20 protein-coding genes and 2 pseudogenes are annotated in these 23746 nt (G+C 67.5%); 10 read left to right on the plus strand and 12 right to left on the minus strand.

What is annotated here, in order from left to right:
- From E1284_RS12500 to E1284_RS12510, 3 genes and pseudogenes are all read right to left on the minus strand, one after another.
- Positions 1-529, minus strand: a pseudogene (locus E1284_RS12500) (hypothetical protein); the annotation flags it as partial.
- 115 nt (positions 530-644) lie between these two features.
- Positions 645-1340: a YqeB family protein gene (locus E1284_RS12505; RefSeq protein ID WP_131939217.1), complete on the minus strand. Its 696-nt coding sequence runs from the start codon at positions 1338-1340 to the stop codon at positions 645-647.
- A 361-nt stretch (positions 1341-1701) separates the two neighbouring features.
- Entirely contained in the window at positions 1702-3144 is a 1443-nt protein-coding gene (locus E1284_RS12510) for an endo-1,4-beta-xylanase (protein WP_207923718.1), read from the minus strand.
- A gap of 407 nt (positions 3145-3551) precedes the next feature.
- Here E1284_RS12510 and E1284_RS12515 point away from each other — a divergent pair, with 407 nt between their 5' ends.
- Both E1284_RS12515 and E1284_RS12520 read left to right on the plus strand, forming a co-directional pair.
- Entirely contained in the window at positions 3552-4970 is a 1419-nt protein-coding gene (locus tag E1284_RS12515; RefSeq protein ID WP_207923719.1) for a non-reducing end alpha-L-arabinofuranosidase family hydrolase, read from the plus strand.
- A 161-nt stretch (positions 4971-5131) separates the two neighbouring features.
- Positions 5132-6763, plus strand: coding sequence for a glycoside hydrolase family 27 protein (locus E1284_RS12520; RefSeq protein ID WP_243714432.1), 1632 nt, complete (start codon positions 5132-5134; stop codon positions 6761-6763).
- 26 nt (positions 6764-6789) lie between these two features.
- Here the strand turns inward: E1284_RS12520 and E1284_RS12525 are convergent, their stop codons facing one another.
- Together E1284_RS12525 and E1284_RS12530 are read right to left on the minus strand one after the other, a co-directional pair.
- Positions 6790-7083 (minus strand): hypothetical protein, encoded by a 294-nt coding sequence (locus tag E1284_RS12525; protein ID WP_207923712.1) that lies wholly within the window; start codon positions 7081-7083, stop codon positions 6790-6792.
- Positions 7080-7697 (minus strand): RNA polymerase sigma factor, encoded by a 618-nt coding sequence (locus tag E1284_RS12530; RefSeq protein ID WP_207923713.1) that lies wholly within the window; start codon positions 7695-7697, stop codon positions 7080-7082. The genes E1284_RS12525 and E1284_RS12530 overlap by 4 nt, the downstream gene beginning before the upstream one ends.
- Before the next feature lie 530 nt (positions 7698-8227).
- Between E1284_RS12530 and E1284_RS12535 the strand changes: the two genes are divergently transcribed.
- From E1284_RS12535 to E1284_RS12545, 3 genes are all read left to right on the plus strand, one after another.
- The gene (locus tag E1284_RS12535) at positions 8228-8932 is read left to right on the plus strand and encodes a hypothetical protein (RefSeq protein WP_131939220.1); all 705 of its coding nucleotides are present in this window, start codon (positions 8228-8230) and stop codon (positions 8930-8932) included.
- Positions 8933-9049: 117 nt separating this feature from the next.
- Positions 9050-9490, plus strand: a complete 441-nt coding sequence (locus E1284_RS12540) for a hypothetical protein (RefSeq protein WP_131939221.1) — start codon at positions 9050-9052, stop codon at positions 9488-9490.
- 80 nt (positions 9491-9570) lie between these two features.
- A complete protein-coding gene (locus E1284_RS12545; RefSeq protein ID WP_131939222.1) occupies positions 9571-11421 on the plus strand; it encodes an FAD-dependent oxidoreductase in 1851 nt (616 codons plus the stop codon).
- Positions 11422-11596: 175 nt separating this feature from the next.
- Here E1284_RS12545 and E1284_RS12550 read toward each other — a convergent pair whose 3' ends face one another.
- On the minus strand, positions 11597-12637 hold the full coding sequence (locus E1284_RS12550; RefSeq protein ID WP_131939223.1) for a hypothetical protein: 1041 nt from the start codon (positions 12635-12637) through the stop codon (positions 11597-11599).
- Positions 12638-13110: 473 nt separating this feature from the next.
- Here E1284_RS12550 and E1284_RS12555 point away from each other — a divergent pair, with 473 nt between their 5' ends.
- Genes E1284_RS12555 through E1284_RS12565 form a run of 3 tightly spaced genes read left to right on the plus strand, consistent with a single transcriptional unit; the run spans position 13111 to position 16836 of the window.
- A complete protein-coding gene (locus E1284_RS12555; protein ID WP_131939224.1) occupies positions 13111-15882 on the plus strand; it encodes a CHAT domain-containing protein in 2772 nt (923 codons plus the stop codon).
- 55 nt (positions 15883-15937) lie between these two features.
- A complete protein-coding gene (locus tag E1284_RS12560; RefSeq protein WP_131939225.1) occupies positions 15938-16132 on the plus strand; it encodes a hypothetical protein in 195 nt (64 codons plus the stop codon).
- Entirely contained in the window at positions 16129-16836 is a 708-nt protein-coding gene (locus tag E1284_RS12565; protein ID WP_131939226.1) for a hypothetical protein, read from the plus strand. The genes E1284_RS12560 and E1284_RS12565 overlap by 4 nt, the downstream gene beginning before the upstream one ends.
- Positions 16837-16870: 34 nt before the next feature.
- On the opposite strand, the pseudogene E1284_RS44020 reads toward E1284_RS12565, so the two are convergent.
- From E1284_RS44020 to E1284_RS12590, 5 genes and pseudogenes are all read right to left on the minus strand, one after another.
- Positions 16871-17269: pseudogene (locus E1284_RS44020) on the minus strand (5-methylcytosine restriction system specificity protein McrC); the annotation flags it as partial.
- Positions 17270-17284: 15 nt separating this feature from the next.
- Positions 17285-18136, minus strand: coding sequence for a cytochrome c biogenesis CcdA family protein (locus tag E1284_RS12575; protein ID WP_131939227.1), 852 nt, complete (start codon positions 18134-18136; stop codon positions 17285-17287).
- The gene (locus tag E1284_RS12580) at positions 18137-18694 is read right to left on the minus strand and encodes a TlpA family protein disulfide reductase (protein ID WP_131939228.1); all 558 of its coding nucleotides are present in this window, start codon (positions 18692-18694) and stop codon (positions 18137-18139) included. It abuts the gene before it with no gap.
- A 405-nt stretch (positions 18695-19099) separates the two neighbouring features.
- Complete coding sequence (gene thiL / locus E1284_RS12585) at positions 19100-20164, minus strand: thiamine-phosphate kinase (RefSeq protein WP_131939247.1); 1065 nt, start codon at positions 20162-20164, stop codon at positions 19100-19102.
- Positions 20165-20205: 41 nt separating this feature from the next.
- Positions 20206-20877, minus strand: coding sequence for an HIT family protein (locus tag E1284_RS12590; protein ID WP_131939229.1), 672 nt, complete (start codon positions 20875-20877; stop codon positions 20206-20208).
- Between the two features lie 156 nt (positions 20878-21033).
- On the opposite strand from E1284_RS12590, the gene E1284_RS12595 reads away from it, so the two are divergent.
- Together E1284_RS12595 and E1284_RS12600 are read left to right on the plus strand one after the other, a co-directional pair.
- Positions 21034-21801 (plus strand): hypothetical protein, encoded by a 768-nt coding sequence (locus E1284_RS12595; protein WP_131939230.1) that lies wholly within the window; start codon positions 21034-21036, stop codon positions 21799-21801.
- Positions 21794-22423, plus strand: a complete 630-nt coding sequence (locus E1284_RS12600) for a class I SAM-dependent methyltransferase (protein ID WP_165965239.1) — start codon at positions 21794-21796, stop codon at positions 22421-22423. Before E1284_RS12595 ends, E1284_RS12600 begins: the two co-directional genes overlap by 8 nt.
- Positions 22424-22429: 6 nt before the next feature.
- Here the strand turns inward: E1284_RS12600 and E1284_RS12605 are convergent, their stop codons facing one another.
- A complete protein-coding gene (locus E1284_RS12605; protein ID WP_341770394.1) occupies positions 22430-22990 on the minus strand; it encodes an HIT family protein in 561 nt (186 codons plus the stop codon).
- Positions 22991-23746: the final 756 nt, after the last annotated feature.

Here is a 23746-nt window from a genome sequence, read left to right on the forward strand (position 1 = left end):
CCCCGAGCTCACTCGCCGCCCGCCGGCGCGACGCGGGAGCGGCCCGGGTCCAGTAGACGCCCCACATCACCATGGCGTTCAGCCCCACCCCGAGGCCGCCGGTGAACGCGGCGAAGAACCCGACGCCGAGCGGCTCGCCCCACTCCGGCGACCCGCCCCTCACCTGGACGAACGTCTCCGAACCGACGTCGAGGGCGGGGATCGCGTCCCCGGGCCGAATGGAAAGGTCGCCGTCCCCCCTCAGCTGAGTCCGTCCGGTGGTCAGTTGGAAGAGGCTGTCGGTCGCGAACGTGCCGTACCAGGTACATCTTCCCCGCGAGCACGATTCCGACTGCGCTGTGAACGTGCCGGGCACCCCCTCGCCTTTCACAGCGCGCCCAGTGGCCGTGACCTCCTCAACCACGACGCCGAAAAGGAAGGTCCAGACCATCATGAACCCGAGGCCCATCACGAGCTGCGAGACGGCGAAACGGCCCAGGGCGCGGCCGTACCTCTTCAAGCCCCGGCCGCCCTCGCGTCCTCCACCCATCCGCACCTTCCAGCCGCCGCCGCTTCCGAACCGTTCGCGCCCCAAGGATCACATGGCGACCACCGCGAAATCGAAACGGCGCCGTTCGAAGCCCTGCGCGGAATTGCGGCGGGGGTCAGCGGCGGCCGGGGCCGCGCCAGTACTGCTGCTTGCCCTTGTCGCGCACGACGATGCCGATCCGGGCCAGTTCGCGGCGCAGTTCCTTGACGGAGTCGCCGGAATCCGAGGACTTCATGGCCGCCGCGCGAGCCGCGAGCAGTGCGTTCGCCGCGTCGGGCAGCTCGGGGGTCTTGGGAAACCAGATCCGGAACTCGTCCTCGTACGGGTCGCCGTCCGCCCAGGCGTATCCGTACTCGGTGAAGACCGCGGCCAGCCGTCCGCCGTTGAGGTCGCATTTCTCCCGTGCGATCTCCTCGCCCTTCGGACCGAGCAGCACCAGCCGTCCCTTCTCCTGGAAGACGTGACCGACCTGTTCGCGGGCGATCTCCTGGACGTGGCCCGCCCGCTTCAGGACTACCCGCTCGCCGCTCACGGTGACCGAGACCTGCTCCAGGGAGTCGATGAGGATCAGGGCCGTCCCCGCGAGCGCTCCCAGCGTGATCAATCCGATGGTGAGCCAGGGCTCGGGGACGGACACCAGCAGTTCGGCGGGCCCGCGCATCGGTGCCCACTTGAGGCTCACCAGCCAGTTCGCGAGCGGATCGAGCAGCCAGCCGGCCCCGGCCAGCAGCACCGCCGCCGCGACGTACAGCGCCCCCTGCCCCCAAGCCGACCGCGCCAGCGTCGTGGACGCACCCGGGTGCGATCGCATGCTCAGAACCTCCCTACCGGCGCGACCGGCTCCGAAGAACGGCGCAATCGACGATCGATCAGAACCACGAGAATCGGCCGCCGAACCGGAGACCGACCGGGGACTTCCACCTTCACGATCCCGAACCTAGAAGCCCGCCCCCCACGCCGACAGCCGCCGAAAGACGCCCATCACCCTTCAAAAGTCGCTGCCCGCCCAGCCTTTGGTCGGCCGGACGGGCGGGGGCGGAGGCGTCTTGGTGGGATGACGGAGTGGAGCCAGGGCGTCCCCGGCTCCACTCCGTGATGCGGGCAGGTCACGTGAACCGCGCGAAGAACCTCCGGATCTCAGTTCCGTCGGGCCTGCCGCTGCGGCGGGTCGGTCAGTTGACGGTCCAGTGCTGGTTGCTGCCGTTCCAGCAGGAGTAGAGCTGGATCGGGGTGCCGTTGGCGGAGCCGGCGGCGTCCAGGCAGAGGCCGGACTGGACGCCGACGATGGAGCCGTCGGAGTTCAGGCGCCACTTCTGGTTGTCGCCGCCCCAGCAGCTGTAGATCTGGACCTTGGTGCCGTTGCCGGTGCCGGCGGCGTCAAGGCACTTGTTGCCGTAGACGCGGAGCTCCTGCGAGGAGGTGTAGGTCCACTGCTGGTTGGTGCCGCCGTGGCAGTCCCACAGCTGGAGCTGGGTGCCGTCGGTGGTGCTGGCGTTCGGCACGTCCAGGCAGCGGCCCGAGCCGACACCCTTGATCGTCCCCGCGTCCTGGGTCGGGGGGTCGGTGGGGTCGCCCGGGTCCCCGGGGTCGCCGGTGCTGCCGCTGTTGAGGGCGTTGAGGACGGAGGAGTAGGCGGCCTTCTTGTTGCCGTTGCCGTCGAACAGCAGCGGCGTGTCCTGCGAGCGCCACGAGTCGGTGTCGCGCACACCCCAGACGGTGATGCCGAGGCAGCGCGAGACGGCCAGGCAGTCGTTGGTCACGTTGGCGTACGTCGTCGGCGATGCGCCCTGGATGTCCAGTTCGGTGATGGCGACGTCGACGCCGAGGGCGGCGAAGCTCTGCAGGGTGGTGCGGAAGTTGCTGTTGTAGGGGCTGCCGCTGTTGAAGTGGGACTGGAAGCCGACGCAGTCGATGGGCACGCCGCGCTGCTTGAAGTCGCGGACCATGTTGTACACGCCCTGGGTCTTGGCCCAGGTCCAGTTCTCGATGTTGTAGTCGTTGTAGCAGAGCTTGGCGTTCGGGTCGGCGTTGCGCGCGGTGCGGAAGGCGACCTCGATCCAGTCGTTGCCGGTGCGCTGGAGGTTGGAGTCGCGGCGGCCGCCCGAGTTGCCGTCGGCGAAGGCCTCGTTCACCACGTCCCACTGGGCGATCTTGCCCTTGTAGTGGGCCATGACGCCGTTGATGTGGTTGATCATCGCCTGGCGCAGGTCGCTGCCGCTGAGGTTCTGCATCCAGCCGGGCTGCTGGGAGTGCCAGGCCAGGGTGTGGCCGCGCACCTGCTTGCCGTTCTGGACCGCCCAGTTGTAGATGCGGTCGGCGGAGCTGAAGTTGAACTGGCCCCGCTGGGGCTCGGTGGCGTCGATCTTCATCTCGTTCTCGGCGGTCACCATGTTGAACTCGCGGTTCGCGATCGTGGTGTACGTCGAGTCGTTGAGCCGGCCCGAGGCGATGGCGGTGCCGAAGTAGCGGCCGCTCTGCGCCGCCGCGGCGCCCAGCGTGCTCTCCGCGGCGGTCGCCGGGGCCGGTGCCACGAGAGCGGCGGTCGTGCAGAGAACCCCCAGGGCGCCTGCGAGGAAGGCCCGCTTGCGGACCCTGGAGCGGGGGATGGCTTTCATGCGCACGTCTGTCCTCCATGAACAACGAAGGGGGAGCGGCACGGGTGATCCGTGCAGCAGACGCCGCGTTCCGTCGCGGAACGCACACCACCGGGGCGTCGCGGACTCAGTGTGTGAGCCTGAAGATGTTTCGTCAATAGTTTCAAAATATTTCATGGCCGGCGACCGCGCATCGGTCTATATGTCCTGCATGGCAGGCAATGCACGTTCGAAACGTTTCGAGAGAGTTGGGCCCTTGACGAGTCGCGCGGCCTCGTATTTACTCCGCCCCACCACCACCTCCACCCCATCGCCTACGGAGAAGAGGTTCCGGACCGCTGGCAATGTTAGCGCTAACATCATCCATGAAAGTGAGGAAGTCCATGCTGAGGACCGGTGCAGCAGTGCTGGCATCGCTCCTGGTGTCGATGTTCCTGTCCGTGATCGGCACACAGGCCGCCCAAGCCGCGACCGTGGACGTGAACAAGTGGTACGTCCTGGTCAACCGCAACAGCGGCAAGGCCCTGGACGTCTACAACCTGGCGACCAACGACGGCGCCCGCATCACCCAGTGGACCAGGAACGACCAGAACCAGCAGCAGTGGCAGTTCGTCGACTCCGGCGACGGCTATTACCGCATCAAGTCCCGCCTGTCCGGCAAGGTGCTGGACGTCTACAACTACTCCACCGACAACGGTGCCGCGATCGTCCAGTGGAGCGACCACAACGGCACCAACCAGCAGTGGCGGCTGGCCGACAGCTCGGGAGGCTATGTCAGGTTCGTCTCGCGCAACAGCAACAAGGCCCTCGAAGTCCAGGGCGGCTCCACCGCGGACGGCGCGAACATCGTCCAGTACGACGACTGGGGCGGCTCCAACCAGCAGTGGCAGCTCGTCGAGGTCGGCGGCGGCGATGACGGCGGCGGCGACCCCGGTCAGTCGTGCGACCTTCCCTCGTCCTACCACTGGACGTCCACGGGCCCGCTGGCGCAGCCCAAGTCCGGGTGGGTCTCGCTCAAGGACTTCACCGTCGCCCCCTACAACGGCCAGAACCTCGTCTACGCCACGACCCACGACACGGGGACGCGCTGGGGCTCGATGAACTTCGGCCTGTTCAGCGACTGGTCGCAGATGGGCTCGGTCAGCCAGAACACCATGTCGAACTCCACCGTGGCGCCCACCCTGTTCTACTTCGCGCCGAAGAACACCTGGGTGCTCACCTACCAGTGGGGCAGCAGCGCCTTCTCCTACCGGACGTCCAGCGACCCCGCCAACCCGAACGGATGGTCGTCGGAGCACGCGCTCTTCACCGGGAGCATCAGCGGCTCCGGAACGGGACCCATCGACCAGACGGTCATCGGCGACGGCTCGAACATGTACCTGTTCTTCGCCGGCGACAACGGCAAGATCTACCGGGCCAGTATGCCGATCGGGAACTTCCCGGGCAGTTTCGGCTCCAGCTCGACAGTGGTCATGAGCGACTCGACCAACAACCTGTTCGAAGCCGTTCAGGTCTACAAGCTCAAGGACCAGAACCGCTACCTCATGCTCGTCGAGGCGATCGGCTCGCAGGGGCGCTACTTCCGCTCGTTCACGTCCACGAGCCTGAACGGTTCATGGACGCCGCAGGCCACCTCCGAGGGCAACCCCTTCGCCGGCAAGGCCAACAGCGGCGCCACCTGGACCAACGACATCAGCCACGGCGAACTGATCCGCACCAGTGCCGACCAGACCTTCACCGTCGATCCCTGCAACCTGCGACTGCTCTACCAGGGGCGCAGCCCCAACTCCGGCGGCGACTACGGACTCCTGCCCTACCGGCCGGGTCTGCTGACGCTGCAGCGCTGACGACGTGACACGGGTCCGGCTCGGGGCGGACCCGGCGTCGCGAACCCGGCGTGGCGGCCCGGCGCGGCGGGCTCGGTGGAAGGCCGAGCCCGCCGCCCAGGTCACCGCCGACAGGACGATCCACCCCCACGGACGGGCCTCGACCACTGCGGAGCGAACCCATGAGCAGGAAACGAATCCGCACGCTACTGACCACCGTGGCCACGGCCGCCGCGATGGCCGTCGCGCTCACCCCCGCCCCCCGGGCCCAGGCGCTGGACAACGGCGTGGGCCGCACCCCGCCGATGGGGTGGAACACCTGGAACTCCTTCGGCTGCAACATCAACGAGACACTGATCCACCAGGCCGCCGACGCGATCGTCAACTCCGGCATGCGCGACCTCGGATACCAGTACGTCGTGGTCGATGACTGCTGGTTCGACCCCAACCGCGACTCGTCGGGCAACCTGCGGGCCAATCCGTCGAGATTCCCGAGCGGCATGAAGGCGCTCGGCGACTACCTGCATGACAGGGGTCTGAAGTTCGGTCTCTACGAAGTGCCCCTGGACCGTACCTGCGCCCAGTACTTCGGCTCCTATCCGGGCGCCACCGGCAGCCTCGGCCACGAGGCCCAGGACGCCCGGCAGTTCGCCGCCTGGGGAGTCGACTACCTCAAGTACGACTGGTGCTCGCCCACCGGCAGCATCGACGACCAGGTCCGCACCTTCGCGAAGATGCGCGACGCCCTGGCGGCCACCGGACGGCCGATCCTCTACAGCATCAACCCCAACAGCGTCCACGAGAAGACGGGACCGCAGCGGAACTGGGGCGACGTCGCCAATATCTGGCGCACGACCGAGGACATCACCAACGTCTGGGACTCCGGCCAGACCAACGGCTACCCGATGGGCATCCAGAACATCGTCAACGTCAACGTGCCCCTGTCGGGCTATGCGAAGCCGGGCCAGTTCAACGACCCCGACATGATGGTGGTCGGCCGCGGAGGCATGACCGACACCGAGATGCGCAGCCATTTCGCCCTGTGGGCCATCATGGCCGCACCTCTGATCGCGGGCAACGACGTACGGAACATGGACGCCGCGACCGCCACGATCCTGCGGAACCAGAACCTGATCGCCATCGACCAGGACCCGCTCGGCCGCCAAGCGGTGCAGATCAGCAACGACGGCACCCGCCGCGTCCTGGCCAAACAGCTGAGCAACGGCGACGTCGCGGTGGCGCTGTTCAACCAGGGCGGCAGCACGACGACGATCAGCACCACCGCCTCGGCGATCGGCCTGTCCGGCACCTCCTTCGACCTTCGAGACGCCTGGACGAATGCCATCACCTCGACCACCGGCACCATTTCGGCGAGCGTGCCCTCCCACGGCACCGTCGTGTACCGGGTCAGCGGCGGAACGCCCACCCCCTCGTCCCAGATCAAGGGCGTGGGCTCGGGAAGATGCCTGGACGTCACCGAAGCGTCCCAGACCAACGGGACACGGGTCGAGATCTGGGATTGCAACGGCCAGAGCAACCAGCAGTGGACCTCCACGGCGGCCGGCGAGCTGCGCGTCTACGGAGGCAAATGCCTCGACGTGAACAACAACGGCACAGCCGACGGCACCAGCGTGATCATCTGGGACTGCAACGGCCAGAACAACCAGAAGTGGCGCTTCAACTCCGACGGAACCCTGACCGCCGTCGGCGCGAACAAATGCCTGGACGTTCCCAACAACTCCACGGCCAACGGCACCTACCTGCAAATCTGGACCTGCCACGGCGGCACCAACCAACGCTGGACCCGCACCTGACCGTCCCCCATCGGACGGCGCGGCCGTCAGTGCCGGGCGTCCGCCTCCAGGACGGCGGCCTCGAGCCGCGCGACGGCTTCGGCCGCGGACAGCCCGGTGCCGTCCGCGGCCAGTGCCGCCAGCGCGTCCGCCTCCTCGCGGCAGACCGCGCACGCCAGCAGATGAACCCGGAAGTCCTCCGGCAGAGGGGCGTCGGAACCGAGGATCGCGTCGATGGCGGCATCGACCCGCTCGAAGCAGTCGTCACAGGAGAGCCACGGTTCGGTGTCGGTGGTCAGGCGGTCGATCGCCTCCGGCGTCAACGGCTCATGGTCTCTCACCGGTTCACCTCCTCGGTGGTCCGGACGGGCAGGTAGCCCTGGGCGGACAGGTGGGCTCGCAGACGCTTGCGGGCGTCGTGCAAGGTCTTGTACAGGGCGCTGCGGTTGGTGCCGAGCCGCTCGGCCAGCACATCGATCGGCACCTCGTCGACCAGCAGCGCGACGGCGATACGCCGCTGGTGCGGCGTCAGCGCGGCGATGAGCGCGTCCCGCGCGGCGCGGGCCAGATCGCGGCCCTCGGCGTAGGCCTCCGGGGAGGAGGCGGCCGGCTCGCCGGGTTCCGGCGCCTCGTGCAGCCGGATCTCCCTGCCGTTCCACGCGGCGCGCCGCACCTCGACGCCCGCGTGCAGGATCCCGAACTTGTAGGCCCATGTCGTGAACCGGCTGCGGCCCTCGAACGTGTGCAGGCGCGAAAGGACCGACACCGTCGCCTCGTCCGCGGCCGCCTGCACGATCTCCTCTCGGCGGGCGGCACCGAGATCGGCGGCTTCGACCATACGGCCGACCTGGTACCGGGCCGCGCGCAGCATCAACCCGTGCAGGTGCGCCACCGCGTCGTCGCGCACCGGCCCGGCCGCCGAAAGGCGGGCGACCCAGTCGTCACCTGGCGGCACCTCACCCGACGGCACCTCACCCGGCGGCACCCCGTCGGCCCGTGGCCGACGCTGCTCACGGTACGGGGCCACTACCGTCTCACCCACCTCCCTCACCTCACTCGCCACACGACCGCCCTGTCATCGGCGGCCGCGCCATATCGGGGACACCGCTCTTTCCTCACCACCATGGCATGGACGTCGGTCATGCGGTCAGCCGCCATCCGGTGCGCCGACAGTTCGTCGTAACCGGCGGCCATGAGCTGCTCGCGGCGCCATCTCACGTCCCGTCCTCGCGGCCGCGACCGCGGCAACGGCGGAATGCCGTACGCCGCCGGGCCATGCGTCGTCATGCCATGCCTCGCATCAGTACCGGCCATGTGTGGTGAGTGCCGCCGGACCCGTCCCGTCTTACCGGATTTTCGCGAATTCTCTCGCCCCGGTAAGACCACCGCGTCCGGTGCCCACTAACCAGCGACCGAGGCGGACGGCGGCTTTACGTGACGGATCCGCCTTGGCAGGCACACCCGCATTCCACCGAAAGGACCGTCATGTCCATCCGACACACGACCAGGTACCGCGCCTCCACGGCGTCGCTGATCGCGGCGCTGACCCTCTCGGGCGGCTTTCTGACGGCCTGCGGCTCGGGCGGCGGCCACGTGGCGACCGCCGCCGCCGCGCACGGCCACGCCCACCCGTCCGCCCACCCGGCCGAGCAGGTGTCGGCCGAGGTGGCGCTCTACACCACGATGCGGACCCTGTGGGACGAGCACATGGAATGGACCTGGTCGACCGTGGTCGCGTTCGCCGCCGGCTCGCCCGCGCTCCAGCCCACCCTCGACCGCCTCCTGCGCAACCAGGCCGACATCGGTGCCGCCGTCGCGCCCTACTACGGCGAGGACGCGGCGAAGCGGCTCACCGAGCTGCTGACCACCCACATCGAGGAGGCGGTCCCCGTCCTCACCGCCGCCAAGGCCGGGGACAAGGCGGCCCTGAACAAAGCCACCAGGGCGTGGTACGCCAACGCCCGGGACATCGGCGACTTCCTCGCTCACGCCAACCCCCACTGGTCGCGACACGACATGCGTCTCATGATGAGGACGCACATCACCCAGACGCTCGCTTACGCCGGCTCTGTCCTGGGCGGCGACTTCAAGGCCGCCATCGCCACGTTCGACAAGGCCCAGACCCACATGGACGGCATGGCCGACATGCTCTCCCAGGGCCTCATCGAGCAGTTCCCCGACAAGTTCTGACGTTCTCGCGACGCGCGCGAGACGATCCGCGCACCGTCCGCCCGGACCATCCGACCGATCCCCCTCGGCACCACGGAACGCCGACCCGGTGACAAGCGAACACAGGAGGACCCTCACATGATCACGAACCAGAACCAGAACCAGGACCGGAGCACGCTCTCACTGGCGGACCCGGGAGCCCAGGCGTTCCTGGCGCTGCGTCTCGGCTTCGCCGTCCTGCCCGTCCTGTTCGGACTCGACAAGTTCGCCACGGTCCTCACCGACGACTGGACCCGCTACCTCGCCACCGCGTTCAACGACGTCACCCCCGGCGACGCCGGAACGGCCATGCAGCTCGTCGGAGGCATCGAGATCGTCGCCGGCCTCGCCGTCCTCGTGCTCCCGCGCCTGGGCGCCCCGCTGGTCGCCCTATGGCTCGGCACCATCATCATCAACCTCATCATCGTCGGCGGGTACGGCGACATCGCGCTCCGCGACTTCGGCCTCATGGCGGCCGCGCTGGTCCTGACCCGCCTCGCCTGGGCCTACCCGAACGGCCTGCCCGCCCGCCGTCCCTGAGTGGAGCCGCCGGGGCCGGTGGGTGTCCTCCATTCCCGGGGGTAGGGCTGCCTCACGGATTGAGAAGTTCGGGGGAGATCATGAACACCAGTGCGGGTCAGCACGGCGGCTCCATCGGAAGTGCGTCCGAGAAGGGCTTGCCCGACGAGGTGGACGTGGCGATCGTCGGGTCCGGAGGCGCGGGGCTGATGGCGGCGCTCACCGCGGCGAAGGAGGGTGCGCGAGTCCTCGTGGTCGAGTCCCGCGAGCTCGTCGGCGGCGCCACCGGCATCTCCGCCGGCGCCGCCTGGATCCCCGCCCACGGATTCTCGACCGAGGCCCTGAAGGTGCACGACGACCTGGACCAGGCCCGGCGCTACATCTACGGCGAGGGACGCGACCGGGTCCTCGACCACGACATGGTGGAGAAGTTCCTGGAGACCGGCCCCCATGTCGCCCGGTTCATCGAGGAGCACACCTCCTTCGGCTGGATCCCGACGATCTGGCCGGACTACCGCTCAGACATCGAGGGTGCGTCCGTGGCTCGGTCGCTCTTCCCCGGCCCTTACTCCCCCGAGGGGTTGGGTGAGGCCGTGAGGTACGTGCGGCCGGCCCTGACGACCGGCATGGCCAAGAACCCGCTCCCGTTCTGGCTGCTGGCCGGGATCGGCATCGAGGATGTCTGGCTCGCCGGGCCGGCGCTGGTCGGAGCCCTGCTGGAGGCCGGCCTGCGCAACGGTGTCGACGTGCGGGTCGAGGCGCCCGCGATCCGGCTGGTCATCGAAGGGTCGGAGGTGCGCGGGATCGTCGTCCGGACCGACGGCGTCGAGCACACGGTGCGCGCGACCAAGGGCGTCCTGCTGGCCAGCGGCGGGTTCGAGAGTTCGAGCGAGCTCACAGAGACCTACCTCCACGCGCCTTTCGGCGTGCAGGTCTCTCCCGAGGGGCACAACGGCATCGCCGTGCAGCTGGCCCGGGAGGTGGGAGCCGACTTGACCGGCATGGAGGACGCCTGGTGGATGCCCGCTGTGCAGTTGCCCGGTGAGGAGTTGGAGGGCCGTCCGCTGAGCCGGGTCTTCCTGGGTGAGCGGGCCCTGCCGCACAGCATCATGGTGAACGGCTCCGGGAATCGCTTCGCGAACGAGGCGCTGGCCTACGACCAGTTCGGAGCGATCATGCGTGAGGTCGACCCGGAGACGGGCGCCATGCCGAACGCCACGGCCTGGCTGATCTTCGACCACGACTACTGGACGAAGTTCGGGATCTTCGGCGTCCCGCCGGGCGGAGAGGTGCCGGACTATCTGCACCGTGCCGACAGCCTCTCGGAGCTGGCGTCCGAGATCGGGATCGACGAGGCGGGCCTGCTCCGCACCGTCGACCGGTTCAACCCCGAGGCGCGGCGGGCCCGCGATCCGCAGTTCGGCCGCGGCGACACGCTGTTCGACCGCTACTTCGGCGCGTTCTATCCCCGGTTGCGGGGGTTCTCGCCCGATGCCCGGTTCCCTGCCGGCACGGCCAAGGCGCGCGCGATCGTCGCCGCGGCGATCGGTCCGGTCGTGGCCAAGGTCGCGGGACGGGCGGCCAGGAGGAACGACCCCGAGCGCATGCGCTCCCTGGTGGTCGGGCCCCTGGCCAGGATCATCCGGCCAGTGCTGAAGAGCCCGAAGTCGAGCGTGCTCGGACCGGTCGAGACCGCGCCGTACTACGCCCTGGAGGTCCACGCCAGCGCACTCGGCACCGTGGGCGGCCCCAGGACGGACGCCGTCGGCCATGCGCTGAACACGCGGGGCGACGTCATCCCGGGCCTGTTCGCCGCAGGCAATGCGGGCGGTGCGCCCACGAAGGGGTTCTACGGAGGTGCCGGCGGAACGATCTCCCTCGGGCTGGTGTTCGGCTACCTGGCCGGACGAGAGGCCGCCCGGAGGTCGTACGTGACCACCGGGGCCCGCTGACGGTCTGATCGCCGTGCTCGCCTTGTCCGCGGCACCACGGCCTTCGGCGGCACGACGCCGGCTCGGACACCGGCGGGGTCGTCCGGCATCGAATGCCGGATCACCAAGGTGATCTGAGCCGAGCACACGCTCGGGCGGTCGGGGCGGGGCCCAAGCCAGCCACCCCGGCTGGGAGCTAGCCGGTGAAGGCGGCAGGGCCGTCCCCGTGCCTGCCGACTCCCCAGACACCGCCGGGCACGGCGGCGAGATCGTGCACTTCGGCACCGGCCGGCAGCGCGACCGTCTCCCAACTGCCGTCGCGGTAGCGGCACGGCGTTTGCGACGGGTCCGCAGCCTCCGCCGGCGCGACCCAGGGAGTCCCGGACGCGTCCACGGTCAGGTCGGCGAGATCCGCGATCCCGGCCGGGGCCGCGATCAAGGTCCAAGCGGAGCCGTTCCAGTGCGCCAGGTGCTTCTGCGTGATGGCCCAGACGTTGTCCGAGGCGACCGGGACGACCTTGAGGAACCACTCGGTGCCCGTTCCCGGCGGCAGCGGGACGCTCTTCCAGGCCGCGCCGTCGAAGTGCGCCACAGCGGGAAGCGAACCCGTCCGCAGATCCTGCCGGAAACCGACCGCCCATGCGTCGGACGCGCTGAGCCCCTGGAGGTCTTCGACGTTGTCGATGCCGGGCACCGTGACGGCCGTCCAGCCGTCACCCGTCCGCTTGAGCAGCCGCTGCCCGGGATCCAGGTCCCAATGGCTGATGAAGGTGCCCGCAGGACCGGTGGAGAGCATGCCGATGGCGCCGTCCGGAATCGCGACCTTCTGGAACGCCGAGCCGTCGAAGCGCGCCACGTAGGTGCTCGGCCCCCCTCTGGTGCTCGGCCCGCCGGCGATCCAGGTCCCTCCCGCACCGGTGACGATCTGCCCGATCGCGCCCTGGCCCGTCCAGTCGTTGATCGGGTACTCCTTCCACGCCGACCCCACTCGGCGCCGTACGACCGGGTTCCCGTCGCCGTACAGGACACAGAAGTCGGCCCACCGGACGCAGTACCGGCCCTGCACGCCGCCGACCCAGACACCACCCGCACCGTCGGCGGTGACGTCGAAGAGCTCAGCCCGAGGCCACAGGAAGAGCAGCGACACCGCCCGCAGCGCGGGACCGTCCGCGAGGGCGGGCACCGGCAGAGACACGACGCAGGCGACAGTGGCAACGGCCGCAATGACGCGCTTCATGCGATCACTATCCAACGATTCCCAAAAAAACACCAGTGTCTACTGGCATGCTCGCCTCGCTCCACCAGCCCCAAGACCCGCCGCGCCGACGGCGACTGGGAAGCACACCAGGTCCTCACGATGCGCGGAAGAACGGACTCCTGGAAAGCGACAGGGAGTTCGGTGTCAGTGTTCCGCCGCACATGTCCATGCCCTCGAAGTCGACCCTCGGCACGCCACCTGGCCATTCACGCCCCTTTACCCTTTGCCGCTTCGGCGGCGCGTCCCTCGCCGAACACATCAGCGCGCCCAGCCGTGTCGGCCCGCCCGGGGTGCGCCTCACAAGACCCGGAATGCTCAACGACCTGCCCGTTGCGTTTGAGATACTGGACGACCCTTGGCTCAAGATTGGGTGATCTTTTGTGAGCAATGCCAGCAGTGACCCATTTCCAAGGCATGCTCGCCTCGCGCCTCTCCGGCGGCAGCAGGCAGTCTTGCTGGTCGCCATCCAGCTTTCCGGGTTCGCGGCGCCTTTTCGCACCGACCGCGACCGGACGGCAATGCGGCACGCACTTCTGTCAGCCGCCTCGGAAAGTCTCAGCGAAGCCGGTGTCGACTGGTCACGGTGCATGCGCGAGGATCGCGGAGACGCTCTGCTGATCCTCGTACCACCGGAGTTCTCCTGGGACGTCGTCCTGGTTGAAACGTTGCTCGACCTTCTACCCGGCAAACTCGCGGCCTACAACGAGGGCGCTGTTCCAGGCGCCAGGGTGCAGCCGCGCGCCGCCGTCCATGTGGGTCCTGTCCAGCGGCACGCGTACGGACTGGAGGGCGAGGCTGTTAGCCACGTGTTCAGGCTGTTGGAAGCGCCCGCTCTCCAGGTCCCGTACGCCCTGGGCAACGAGCTGGCGCTTGTGGTCTCGGACGCGTTCTACCAAGCCGAGCTCACGGAATGGGCCGAGCGTTACCCCGAAGCGGATGTCTTCTGGCCGATCCAGGTGGAGACCAGCGAGGCGCCGGCCAGAGCCTGGCTGTACCGGCCCTCACCAGCGGAAGACGCCGGGGGCGCCGCTGACCGGATCACCGTGCTGGTGGCGGACGAACGGCCTGTGGTGCGCGCCGACATCGCCGACAAAGTCGCCACCGGCGGCTTCACTCTGCTGGTCGGCATGGAAAGTGGCTTGGAACAGGCACTCACGACCGCGAAGCAGCTCAGTCCCGATGTGATATTGGTCGGTGCAAGCCTGCTTCACACGGCTGGCGTCGTGGCCATGCGGCGGCTGACCTCGCTGTATCGGGTGGTCTTGCTGACTCGGGACGCCGATCCCGACGTGCTGCGGACGGCGCTTCTCAGCGGCGTGCGCGGGTCGATCCGTGAGGATGCCTTCACGTCGGAGGCGCTCGCGAAGGCGATGCGAACCCAGGACGGCTGGCATCAGGAGGTGGACACGGGCTCAGGCGGCGCTGAGAAACTGGGAGCGGTGATTGACGATGCCCTCTCAGGCGAAGCACAGGCGCCGTCGCCCAGTGGCGAGGTGTCCCAGAGCCTGATCGAGGAGATGACGAGGCAATGGGGCCGTCGCGAGCTCACAAGGCGCGAATCCCATGTTTTCGCGCGGATGCTCAGGGGGCGCACTGATGACGAGATAGCCGAAGAACTGTCCCTCAGTACGAGGACGGTGCGTAATCACGTCAGAAGGACTCTCGGCAAGCTTCACATTGACGCTCACCTTCGCCCACAGATGGCTGCGCCCGATGAGAGGGGTGCGGATCTGAGGCATTCGCCCGAAGACATCGACGAACTCCCGGTGTTGGCATCTCCCTCGATCTATGGTCCGGCCGGCCGGATCCTCTCCGCAGGATACCCGTCCCGCGTGCAGGTGGACCAGAACCTGCATATCGTCGTACGAATCGTGGCGGACATGCCGAGGATCGGGCATGCGGTGCAGCTGCGTCCGTTCCCGATTCCCGAGGACGGCGCCCAAGTGCAGATCGTGTTGCAGCCCGACGAAGGGCTCTTGCCCTTGGAGAAATGCCAGTACGTTGTCAACGTCCCTGCGCAAGGTGATTCAGACCCCATAGCAGTGCCGTTTCATGTGGACAAGCCCGGCCTGCGTCGCATCCAGGTCATGGCTTGGGTGGGCGGAACGTTCGTCGGAGAGCTCGCGGTGGAGATCTCGGCCGAGACGGCTGCCGTGTCCGACCGGCACGTGGTACGCACGGCGGCGCTTTCCGACTTGCGTCCTGTTGATGGCGAAGTGACGCTTCAGGTTTCCCGGCCGAACGGCACCCAGTACAGTTTCCAACTGCTTTCAGAGCACACCATCTACGAGCCTATCGTCCAAAGCGTGGCAGGTGACCCCCGGGACGCCATCGAGCGAACTTTCGGCGCCCTACAGGCCGTGGCCGCCGGCAAAGCGGGCCCGGCGAAGGAACTCAAACTGCGCGAGGCCGGAGCGAACCTCTGGAACCAGATGGTTCCCCAGGTAGTGAAGGAGCAGTTCTGGGAACTGCATTCACGGATCACTTCGTTCAGTATCGCCACCGACTATGACATCGTTCCGTGGGAACTGGTGCGCCCTGTACGGCCCAGCGACGACGGCGGGTTCCTCGTCGAGCGATTTCCTGTCACGCGGCGGGTCCTCAATCAGGAGCGGGCTGCCGGGATCTCGCTCGAGCCTGCCGCATTCGTGGTCCCTGATCCGACGCTCCCCGACATGCCCGGGGAGATAGAAGAACTCGATCGCCTGTTCCGCACGGTCGGCGGAGGGACTCCCGGTCACATCTTCCAGGATGTCGTGGAGTTGGTGGAGTGGATCAATTCCGGAGAGGCGGGCCTGCTGCACTTCGCGTGCCATAACCACTTCCAACAGGAGGCCGGCGGATCGTCGATCACCATGCGGGATGACACCTTCGAGCCGATGATGCTGAGCACCGCCGTCGGCGCTCGCGCGCTTTCCGTCAGAACCCCACTGGTCTTCCTGAACGCCTGCCGCAGTGCGGGCGCCACATTCGAGTACACGCAGCTGATGAGTTGGGCCGCCCAGTTCATGAAGGCGGGCGCCGGAGCGTTCATCGGCACGCTCTGGGAAGTGCCCAGCAAGCAGGCTCGGTACTTCGCCGAAGCGTTCTACGACGCATTCCTGAAGCAACGGCTGTCGTTGGGAGACGCGTCCAAGGAGGCCAGGAACGCGATCAAGGACCCGGGCGACCCGACCTGGCTCGCATACACGGTGTACGGAAATCCCTTCGCAATGGCGGGCTGACGCCGCCCGGTGGAACCTGGACGGCCCGGCCGCGCATCCCGGCATACTCATCCCCATGAGCGATGAGCCGTCGCCCGCCATCGGCGATATCCGTATCAGCCCATCCGGTGAGGTCGAGCATTACGACGGAACGACGTGGAAGCCGCTGCGGCGGCTCCCCGAGGAGGGGCCGGTCGTGTTCCGCGGCACCATCTCGCCGACGCCGGACGCGGAAGGAGACACCGACAGTCCTTCTCAGGAGGACACGTGACCGTCCCTGCCGAGAATGCGGTGCCGGAGAGCGGGACGACCGTCGCTCCAGGAGAGGCCGTCGCCGACATGCGTGCGACCGCGAAATGGACGATTGCCGCTGTCGCGGCTGTGGGTGCGCTGTTGCTCGGTGGGGCACCGCTGACAGCCGTCGGGAAGGTGAACGACGGCGGTGACGCTCTCGCGGCCTTCGCGGGACTGGCCCTTGCACTCGCCGGCGTGGGATGGGCGATCTGGCAGACGGGTGAGGTGCTGACGCCGCGTTTCACGACCATCGCCGACCTGGACCGACCCGACATGAGCGGTCTCCGCGGAATCATCGCCCAGGATGAGGTCGCGTTCTACGGCCCATTCGGCCAAAGTCCCGAAGATCTCCGCGCTGCGTGCCGTCTGTACGAGACGACCTGGGCCAAACTCGCCGTCGAGCGGGCCAAGGCAGAAGATGAGGCCGAAGTCCGGGTTCTGGAGCAGGCGCTCGATGACGCCCGTGCCAACGCCGCCCTCGCACGGCGTCTGGAAGGCCGACTCGTCGATCTCGTCCACGCCTGGGAAGTCCGGGCGGCGCTGCGTCGCGCACGCGTGCACACACTTGTCGCCATGTTCTTGGTCGCCATCGGCGCAGTGCTGTTCCTTACGGCCACGATCGACGACGCGCCGCGTGCCCCGGCCAGGCCGCTACCCAGTCCCACGAGCAGCGGGGCCTGATCAATCTACGGAGGCCCTCGGCAGGGGAAACGAATCACTGCTTTTCGACGCCGGCAAGGGGCGAGCGGCGCCCCCGTCGGGTCACCGGTTCCCTGAGAAGAGAGGGCTCTGCGTCGGCCGGGAGGTTCGCGGCAGGAGGCGTCCGGCTAGGACGCGGACGTCGGAGAGCAGGCCGGCCGGGGGCTGGTCCAGGTCGAGGGTGTGCTGGTGGATGGTGATGCCGGTGTGCCGGACGCGGTGGGCGGCGTGTGTGGCGTTGCCTCTGGCGCAGACCAGGTGGCCGTCTGGGAGTCTCGACGGCGGGAAATTCGCCGTGGCGCCGGCGGATCTGGTCGGCCTCCCGCAGCCGCCCGCGCATGACCAGGGACGTCTCCTCGGTGGTGCGATACCCCTGAAGAAGCCCTTGGCGGAGGGCCCGGTCGGCCTGCCGCTCGAAAAGGCGGGCGAGTCACATCGCGTTGTCGGTTACCGAGGGAGAAGCGGACTGCTTCCTGCGTCTGCGGCTGCGGAGCGCCATCGCCAGGACGACCGCGAGGGCGAAGGCGCCGGCGATCCAGCGGACGCCGAGGGCGTCGAGCCATGTGGTGACCTGCCCCTGAATGTCGGTGACGGTACCGACGATCGGGTCGTCGGCGGAGGCTCCGGCGTTGAGGCGCAACTCGTACCAGCCGTAGTAGCCGACATAGACGCCTGCCAGGAGCAGGAACACCCCGCTGGCTCGCGAGACATGGGGGAGGACCGCTCGGGTCCTTCGGACGGCGGCGTCCTGGGCAAGGGCGACGAGGAGGGCCAGCAGTCCGATGACCAGACCCATTCCGACACCGTACGCGACGAACGCGGCCAGCCCGTCCAGCAGATCGCCGCTCCCGGAGACCAGCCCGGTGACGGCGAGGAACGGCGCGATGGTGCACGACAGGGAGGCGACCGCATAGGAAGCGCCGTATCCGTAGAGGGCGACGAACGAGCCGGTCGGCCCCCCGACGTTCAGGCGCGGAAGCCGCAGCAGCAGTTCCCGCCCGGACGCCAGCCAGGCGCCGAGCACGATCAGGAGCCCGCCGGTCACGACGGTGACCCACGGCAGGTGCCGCTGGAGCGGAGCGGTAGCGAGGCTGATCACCAGTCCGAAGATCCCGAAGACGGTGACGAAGCCCAACGTCATGGCCGCCGTCAACTGCAATGCCCGCGCCGCACCACCGGGCCCGGAAACCAGCAGGGCCAGGAACGAAGGCAACATCGCGAAGCCGCACGGATTGAACGCCGCGACCAACCCGGCGGCCAACGCGAGTGCGAGGTCGTCCATTTACAGGGCGTGCTCATCGATGAGGGAGGACAGTGTGGCCTCATCCAATGGACCCACTGCCGGGTGGCTGCCACCCTCGGGGTTCACGAACAGATAAGAGGACTGCGAGGTGACCTTGAAGTGCTTGTAGAGGGCGCCGGTCCGATCGTCCAGGTGGACGATCCCGGACGTGCCGGTGCGCGAAACGAACCTCGCCATCGCCGCTTTGTCCTTGTCGAGCCCGGCGACGCCCACGAAGGCGACCTTGTCGCCGTACTTCCGAGCGGCCTTGGCGACCGCGGGCCCCTCGGCCTGGCATTTGGGGCACCACGGCGCCCAGAACCAGAGCACTACCGGCCTGCCTGCCAAGCTCTCGCCGTCGAACGCCGTTCCATCGAGCTTGGCTCCCCGGAACCTCAGCAACGCGGGTGCCTTCTTGACGGGTGCCTTGCTCGGCGCCGCGCTCGTCGGTGCTGGAACCGTCGCCGAGGACGCGGCGATGCCCGGCTCAGCGGCCCCGCCACCGCATGCGGTCAGCACGACTGCCAGCGTGGAGAGGGACAGACTGAACATCTTCATGCCGTCACGGTAGATCTGCTCTGTCCACGTCGACCCTTACAAGTCGATGACGTCACCGCCCGGTCGTCCCGCCGGCCCTTGGCGCCGAGCGCGTAGCCGAGCAGGAGGGCCCGCCGCCCCATGCTCGGTGAGCCCGATGTCCGTCATGCCATAGGTGGAGCGATCGCGTCTCGCAGCGACGCCAGGCCGTACCGCTGTTCGACTTCCACGTCCTCCCCGTAGTGGTACTCCTCCAGCAGCGAAAGCTCTTCATGCACCGGCTTGTCCCGCTCACGGCCGCCGCAGCCATGCCGCGTCATGGACGAACAGTTCCTTCGTGAGTTCGTCGCTCGGCTCCGGCAGTGCCAGCTCGCGCCGGGCGGTGATCGCGGCGATTAGTCCGTGTGCCAGGGTCCGCTGTTCGGCTCAGGTGGCGTGACGCCAGGGGACCCCGGGAAGCTCTTCCTCTCGGCCGTCCGCGCGCCTCAGCCGTACTTCGCGTTCCTCGGTGGCGTAGCCGATGTCGAAGAACTGAAGACCGGCGTCCGCGAAGATCTTGGAGAGTTGCGGCGCTGCGTCTTCTCCGACGGTGAAGACCAGTTGGAAATCCACCGAGTCGCCCAGGAGGACCGAGGTCAGATCACCATCGGTCAGCCGTGCGACCTCGGCCACGATGTCGGCGACGGGGAGTGCGCTCTCCTCGACCACGAAGCCGACGCCACTGGCGGCCGCCAGCGACTGAACGCCGGCCTTCAGGCCGTCCGAGGTGTCCTGGCAACTCGTGACCACACCGCTCGTGCTCAGGCAGCGCCCTTCCCGTACGAGCGCCTGCGGGCGCCGCCAAGCGGATATCAGCGCTTCCTCCTCGCCCGGCGGAAGTTTCGTCGTGCCGGGGCCGAGACCGCCGAAGTAGCGCTGGGCGGATGCCGCTACCCCCGTCGGCCCGGTGACGCAGAGGCGATCTCCCGCGCGGGCACCGGTCCGCAGCAGGGATCCACCTCGCTCGACGATGCCCACGGCGGACGCGGACAGGATGATCCTCTCCGCGCTGCCGATATCGCCTCCGACGTTCGGCGCGCCCACCTGCCGGCAGGCATCGCGGATCCCTTCCATGAGGGCCGTGAAGTCATCGTCCGGCAGTGACCGCGGATAACGAACGACCGTCAGGAGCGCGATCGGAAGCGCGCCCATGGCGGCGATATCGCTGAGATTGGCCATCGCCAGGTAGTAGCCGATGTCGTAGTTCGACAGGTAACCGAGTTCGTACAGTTGGAACTTCGGTCCGCGGACGTAGTCCGATCCGACGACGATCTCCATGGGGCCGTCGAGTGCGAAGACCGCGCAGTCGTCCTGGGCGTCGGCACCCGCGACGAGTTCGGCCTGGACTCCGTTTTCAAGCCGCTGCGACCATCCTGACTGCCCGCCGAACATGGGCGCGATGATGTCGGCCAGCCGCGTCGGCTCGTCGGAGGCTGTACCGACGCTCTGCATGGAACCCATCCCATCCTCAACTTTCCGCGGCGTGTCAATGGCTAAGGCAGCGAAAGCCTCCAGTGTGCAGTTTCTTTCATCGTCGCCACTAGGACGTCTTTCCGGACGACGACGGCGTAGTCCCACTCCGGGTCTGCGATGCCCAGAAGTCTCCCGGCCACTGATCGGAGATATTGACGGGGCCTTGCCTGCACCGCAGCGTACACCTGGTGTTCGGCGGCGTCTCCGCAATAGAAGTATGGGAGATCGTCATGCCCGAACCGTTCTAGATCGGCGAGGTCGCCCAGGGCGGTCGGCACCAGACCGTCTCGGGCCATCAGCGCGTTGACTTCAGCGAATGGCAAGGGAAGCAGGTGGATATGCGCGTGAGTGACGCATGCGGACCCTTCCATCCGCATTGTGGAGCCATGCTCAAGAAAGACTGGTTCGCCAAAACTTGCCGCGTATGGTGGAACTATCTGTTTGAGTGCCGTTGCCACCTCTTCGGCGTGCCCGCACATCACAGCGCCAAAGCTGAAGTAGTGGTCGTTGGGCATCAGGAGCAGATGCCCCCGGGTCAGTGGCGACATATCCGCCATCAACGTGAGGGTGCTGCCGCGTCCGATGATCCTTCCTGGTGGGGAGCCGCCGTAGATGCGATGGAAGGTGACGTCCTCGGCCCCGGCGAGTTCCTGGCAGAAGTCGGACCCGACACAAGAGGCTCGTTCGACCACGGATCACCTCGACCGCGATTCGGGCTGGCTTATTCGCCTCCTTTGACTGACCGAAATACGAGCAGCGAAGTAGGCAGTCATATTGTTACTCGTCCGAGGTATGGTTTGGCAAGCCCGTGGCGGGGTCGCGGTGTGGTGAGCGGGGATGAGCGACAGATGAAGTTGCCGGTGGCGCGTGCCATAGACCGCTTAATCGTCCTGGCGGCGACGGTGACGCTTGCCGGCAAGCAGTACGGCTTCCCTTCGGACGAGTTGTGGAGCGATGTCGAACGGGAATACCCCTACGTCCTGGTCACCTTGATCCTGATCGCCGGCGTCTTCGGTGTCGCGGCCCCCTGCGAGTCGTGGTCTCGGCATCTTCACGTCGAGCGCCGTCTGGTCATGCGCAGGTATGTCCTCACCGCATTCGGGCAACTGATCGAAGTTTGCGCAGCCGTTGCGCCTGCGATCGCGGTGAGTGATCTGGGGTTGCACATCTGGCAGCGGAAACGCAATTACCGGCATCCGCTTCGCGGTGAGCTCACGCGGGTGGCCACGTACCGCCTCGGTGCGTCACCGGCGACTCGAAGGATACGGCCGACGCCGGGTGTCGGCGTTGTGGGGCTATGTTGGAAGCTCGATCAGGAAGTGAGCGTCGATGTGGCGAGCCTTGCCCGAGACCTTGTCGATGAGGACGCATTCACCTCATTCCGGGCGCAGCAGGGCGCGGACGCCGTTATGGGGTTCAGTTGGGAGGAGTTCCAGCGTTATCGTCATCGCGGCGCGGTCTTCGCCACCCCGATCAGAAACGGTCGTTCCAGGTTCGTGGGCTGTGTCAGCTTCGATGTCTCGCATGGCTACGATGGCCTCAATGTGCAGCGCATCTGGCATATTCTCAATTCATTGAGCTTCGTGGTGGGAGAGGATGGGTTCGAGAATGTCTGAGGCGGGCGAGATCACTCGTGAGACCTGTGGCTGCTACGACGCCAATGCAAACTCCTATGGCGAAGCCTCCGAGGACTACGACAGGTTTCCGGGACTGCGTGCGGAGGTCGTCGAGTTCGCGCGGCTCGCTCCTCGCCACCTGCCCGTCCTCGACCTGGGATGCGGCGGTGGCCGAGACGCCCGGCTGCTGGCATCGCTCGGCCGCACGGTGATCGCGGGTGACTATGCCCCGGCCATGCTCGAATGGGCCCGGGAGCGATCCAGAGGGGAAGGGCGCATGCTCGGTTTCCTGCGGCTGAACGCCCTGGCACTGCCACTCCGGGACGCGTCGGTGGCCGGGGTGTGGGCTTCGGGGAGCCTGCTCCACATCCCATCGGCCGGGATGGCACGCGCGCTGGCCGAGGTCGACCGCGTCCTGGCCCCGGCGGGCATCGCGGCGATAAGCATGCGGATCGGGGACGGCGAGGGCTGGAGGAAGGGCGGATCACTGGACGGGCGGCGCTGGTTCACGTTCGTCGATCCGGACGCGTTCACGGACTGCATGGAGGCGGCCGGTTTCTCCGACGTTCGCATCCGCTTCGCCGGCCGTGCGGGCTGGTTCATCGCGATCGGTACGCGATAGCTCGCATCATTGCCAGGCGTCCGGGTCGGAGTTGGGAGCGGCCCGGCGTATGCCTCCACGGGGGTCATCGACATCGCCATGGTGCCGAGGAATCAGATGGATGTGCAAATGATCGATGCTCCGCCCGGCCGCCTTGCCATCGTTGATACCGATCGTGTAGGCCTCGGGAAAGTACTTCTCGTCGATGAGGTCCCGTGCAGTGCACATCAGGGTGTAGGCGCTGAGGACCTCTTGATCGTCCAGATCGAAGAACGAGACGACATGCCTTCTGGGAACTATCTCAATATGCCCGGGATTGGCAGGGAAGTTATCAAAGCGCGCATAAAATAAGTCATTCTCGCAGAGGATTCTATTCACAGACGGGTCATCCGCCTGGCAGAAGAGGCAGTCTGTGGCGACCCTGAGGGTTCGGGACCGGGATCTGCCCTCCACATGCCGGCGGCGTCCCAGGAGAAGATCGATCAGGTGTCGGAATCCCCTGCTCGGCTCTTCTCTCGACCTATGCGCGATGGCCATGTGTTTCGAGTCTCCCCTATCGCCCATATGCATGGGGTGTGCGAGAACCATTGATCAATTGCGCAGCGGGTGCGCGGTCAGGACTTCGCAGATGGTAGCGGCTGGCATCGCCGTCCGAAGGCGAACGGTCACAGGAGTCTTCGGCGTCACGGTAGATCCTGGCAGTTGGCTATGTCACAAATGTCGTATCCGCCCACTAGAACACGTTACGACTCTGGCGTTTCAGACTGCAAGCTTTCGGCGGGCGAAATAGCCGCTTTCAGGTGTTCGGTCGGTGGCAGCCGGTCGGCGCGATCGGCATCGGACGTGGTCAGGGAGGCTGACCTTCTCGCCGAGGTGGCAGCGCTTTGTGCTCGAGAGATCTTGTGTCCGGTGTCGGCTTCCAGCATGGGGGGCTGGGTGCACGGTGTTGGGAACGCTCCTGCGCCAGGAGATGCGCTTGCCAGACGGAACCGCGGTGTCGGACGGGCGGCGGGGCACTTCATCATGACCGGGCGGCCAGACCCATGCCAGCCGCCGTGAGTGGTGTCGCGACGTCTCGGATTGCGCCGGCCGACGTCCTGGGTGCGGATCCGCCTTACATCGAGGGAGGACGGGAAACGCGCGCCGAGCCGGGGGACGTCTGCGATCCGGGAACCGTACTGGTCCCGTCACGACCCGAGGGGCCCGCGCAGCACTGACCTGGTCGCCGACCACCCCCGGTCGGGGAGTGCTCGCGGTGCGCCCGTCCGATCCCTCGGACTGCTGGTGGCTGCTGCACGAGCTGCGTTCCAGAAGTGAGGAGCTTCCTAAGATCGCGCAAGGTCG

The sequence above is a fragment of the Actinomadura bangladeshensis genome (assembly GCF_004348335.1).
In the GTDB taxonomy this organism is placed as follows: domain Bacteria; phylum Actinomycetota; class Actinomycetes; order Streptosporangiales; family Streptosporangiaceae; genus Spirillospora; species Spirillospora bangladeshensis.

What these genes read in the sequence shown, in the direction of transcription:
- E1284_RS12505 (WP_131939217.1), bottom strand. Translation starts at nt 1,340, where the DNA reads ATGCGATCGCACCCGGGTGCGTCCACGACGCTGGCGCGGTCGGCTTGG.
- E1284_RS12510 (WP_207923718.1), bottom strand. Translation starts at nt 3,144, where the DNA reads ATGAAAGCCATCCCCCGCTCCAGGGTCCGCAAGCGGGCCTTCCTCGCA.
- E1284_RS12515 (WP_207923719.1), top strand. Translation starts at nt 3,552, where the DNA reads ATGTTCCTGTCCGTGATCGGCACACAGGCCGCCCAAGCCGCGACCGTG.
- E1284_RS12520 (WP_243714432.1), top strand. Translation starts at nt 5,132, where the DNA reads ATGAGCAGGAAACGAATCCGCACGCTACTGACCACCGTGGCCACGGCC.
- E1284_RS12535 (WP_131939220.1), top strand. Translation starts at nt 8,228, where the DNA reads ATGTCCATCCGACACACGACCAGGTACCGCGCCTCCACGGCGTCGCTG.
- E1284_RS12540 (WP_131939221.1), top strand. Translation starts at nt 9,050, where the DNA reads ATGATCACGAACCAGAACCAGAACCAGGACCGGAGCACGCTCTCACTG.
- E1284_RS12545 (WP_131939222.1), top strand. Translation starts at nt 9,571, where the DNA reads ATGAACACCAGTGCGGGTCAGCACGGCGGCTCCATCGGAAGTGCGTCC.
- E1284_RS12550 (WP_131939223.1), bottom strand. Translation starts at nt 12,637, where the DNA reads ATGAAGCGCGTCATTGCGGCCGTTGCCACTGTCGCCTGCGTCGTGTCT.
- E1284_RS12560 (WP_131939225.1), top strand. Translation starts at nt 15,938, where the DNA reads ATGAGCGATGAGCCGTCGCCCGCCATCGGCGATATCCGTATCAGCCCA.
- E1284_RS12575 (WP_131939227.1), bottom strand. Translation starts at nt 18,136, where the DNA reads ATGGACGACCTCGCACTCGCGTTGGCCGCCGGGTTGGTCGCGGCGTTC.
- E1284_RS12580 (WP_131939228.1), bottom strand. Translation starts at nt 18,694, where the DNA reads ATGAAGATGTTCAGTCTGTCCCTCTCCACGCTGGCAGTCGTGCTGACC.
- thiL (WP_131939247.1), bottom strand. Translation starts at nt 20,164, where the DNA reads ATGCAGAGCGTCGGTACAGCCTCCGACGAGCCGACGCGGCTGGCCGAC.
- E1284_RS12595 (WP_131939230.1), top strand. Translation starts at nt 21,034, where the DNA reads ATGAAGTTGCCGGTGGCGCGTGCCATAGACCGCTTAATCGTCCTGGCG.
- E1284_RS12600 (WP_165965239.1), top strand. Translation starts at nt 21,794, where the DNA reads ATGTCTGAGGCGGGCGAGATCACTCGTGAGACCTGTGGCTGCTACGAC.
- E1284_RS12605 (WP_341770394.1), bottom strand. Translation starts at nt 22,990, where the DNA reads ATGGTTCTCGCACACCCCATGCATATGGGCGATAGGGGAGACTCGAAA.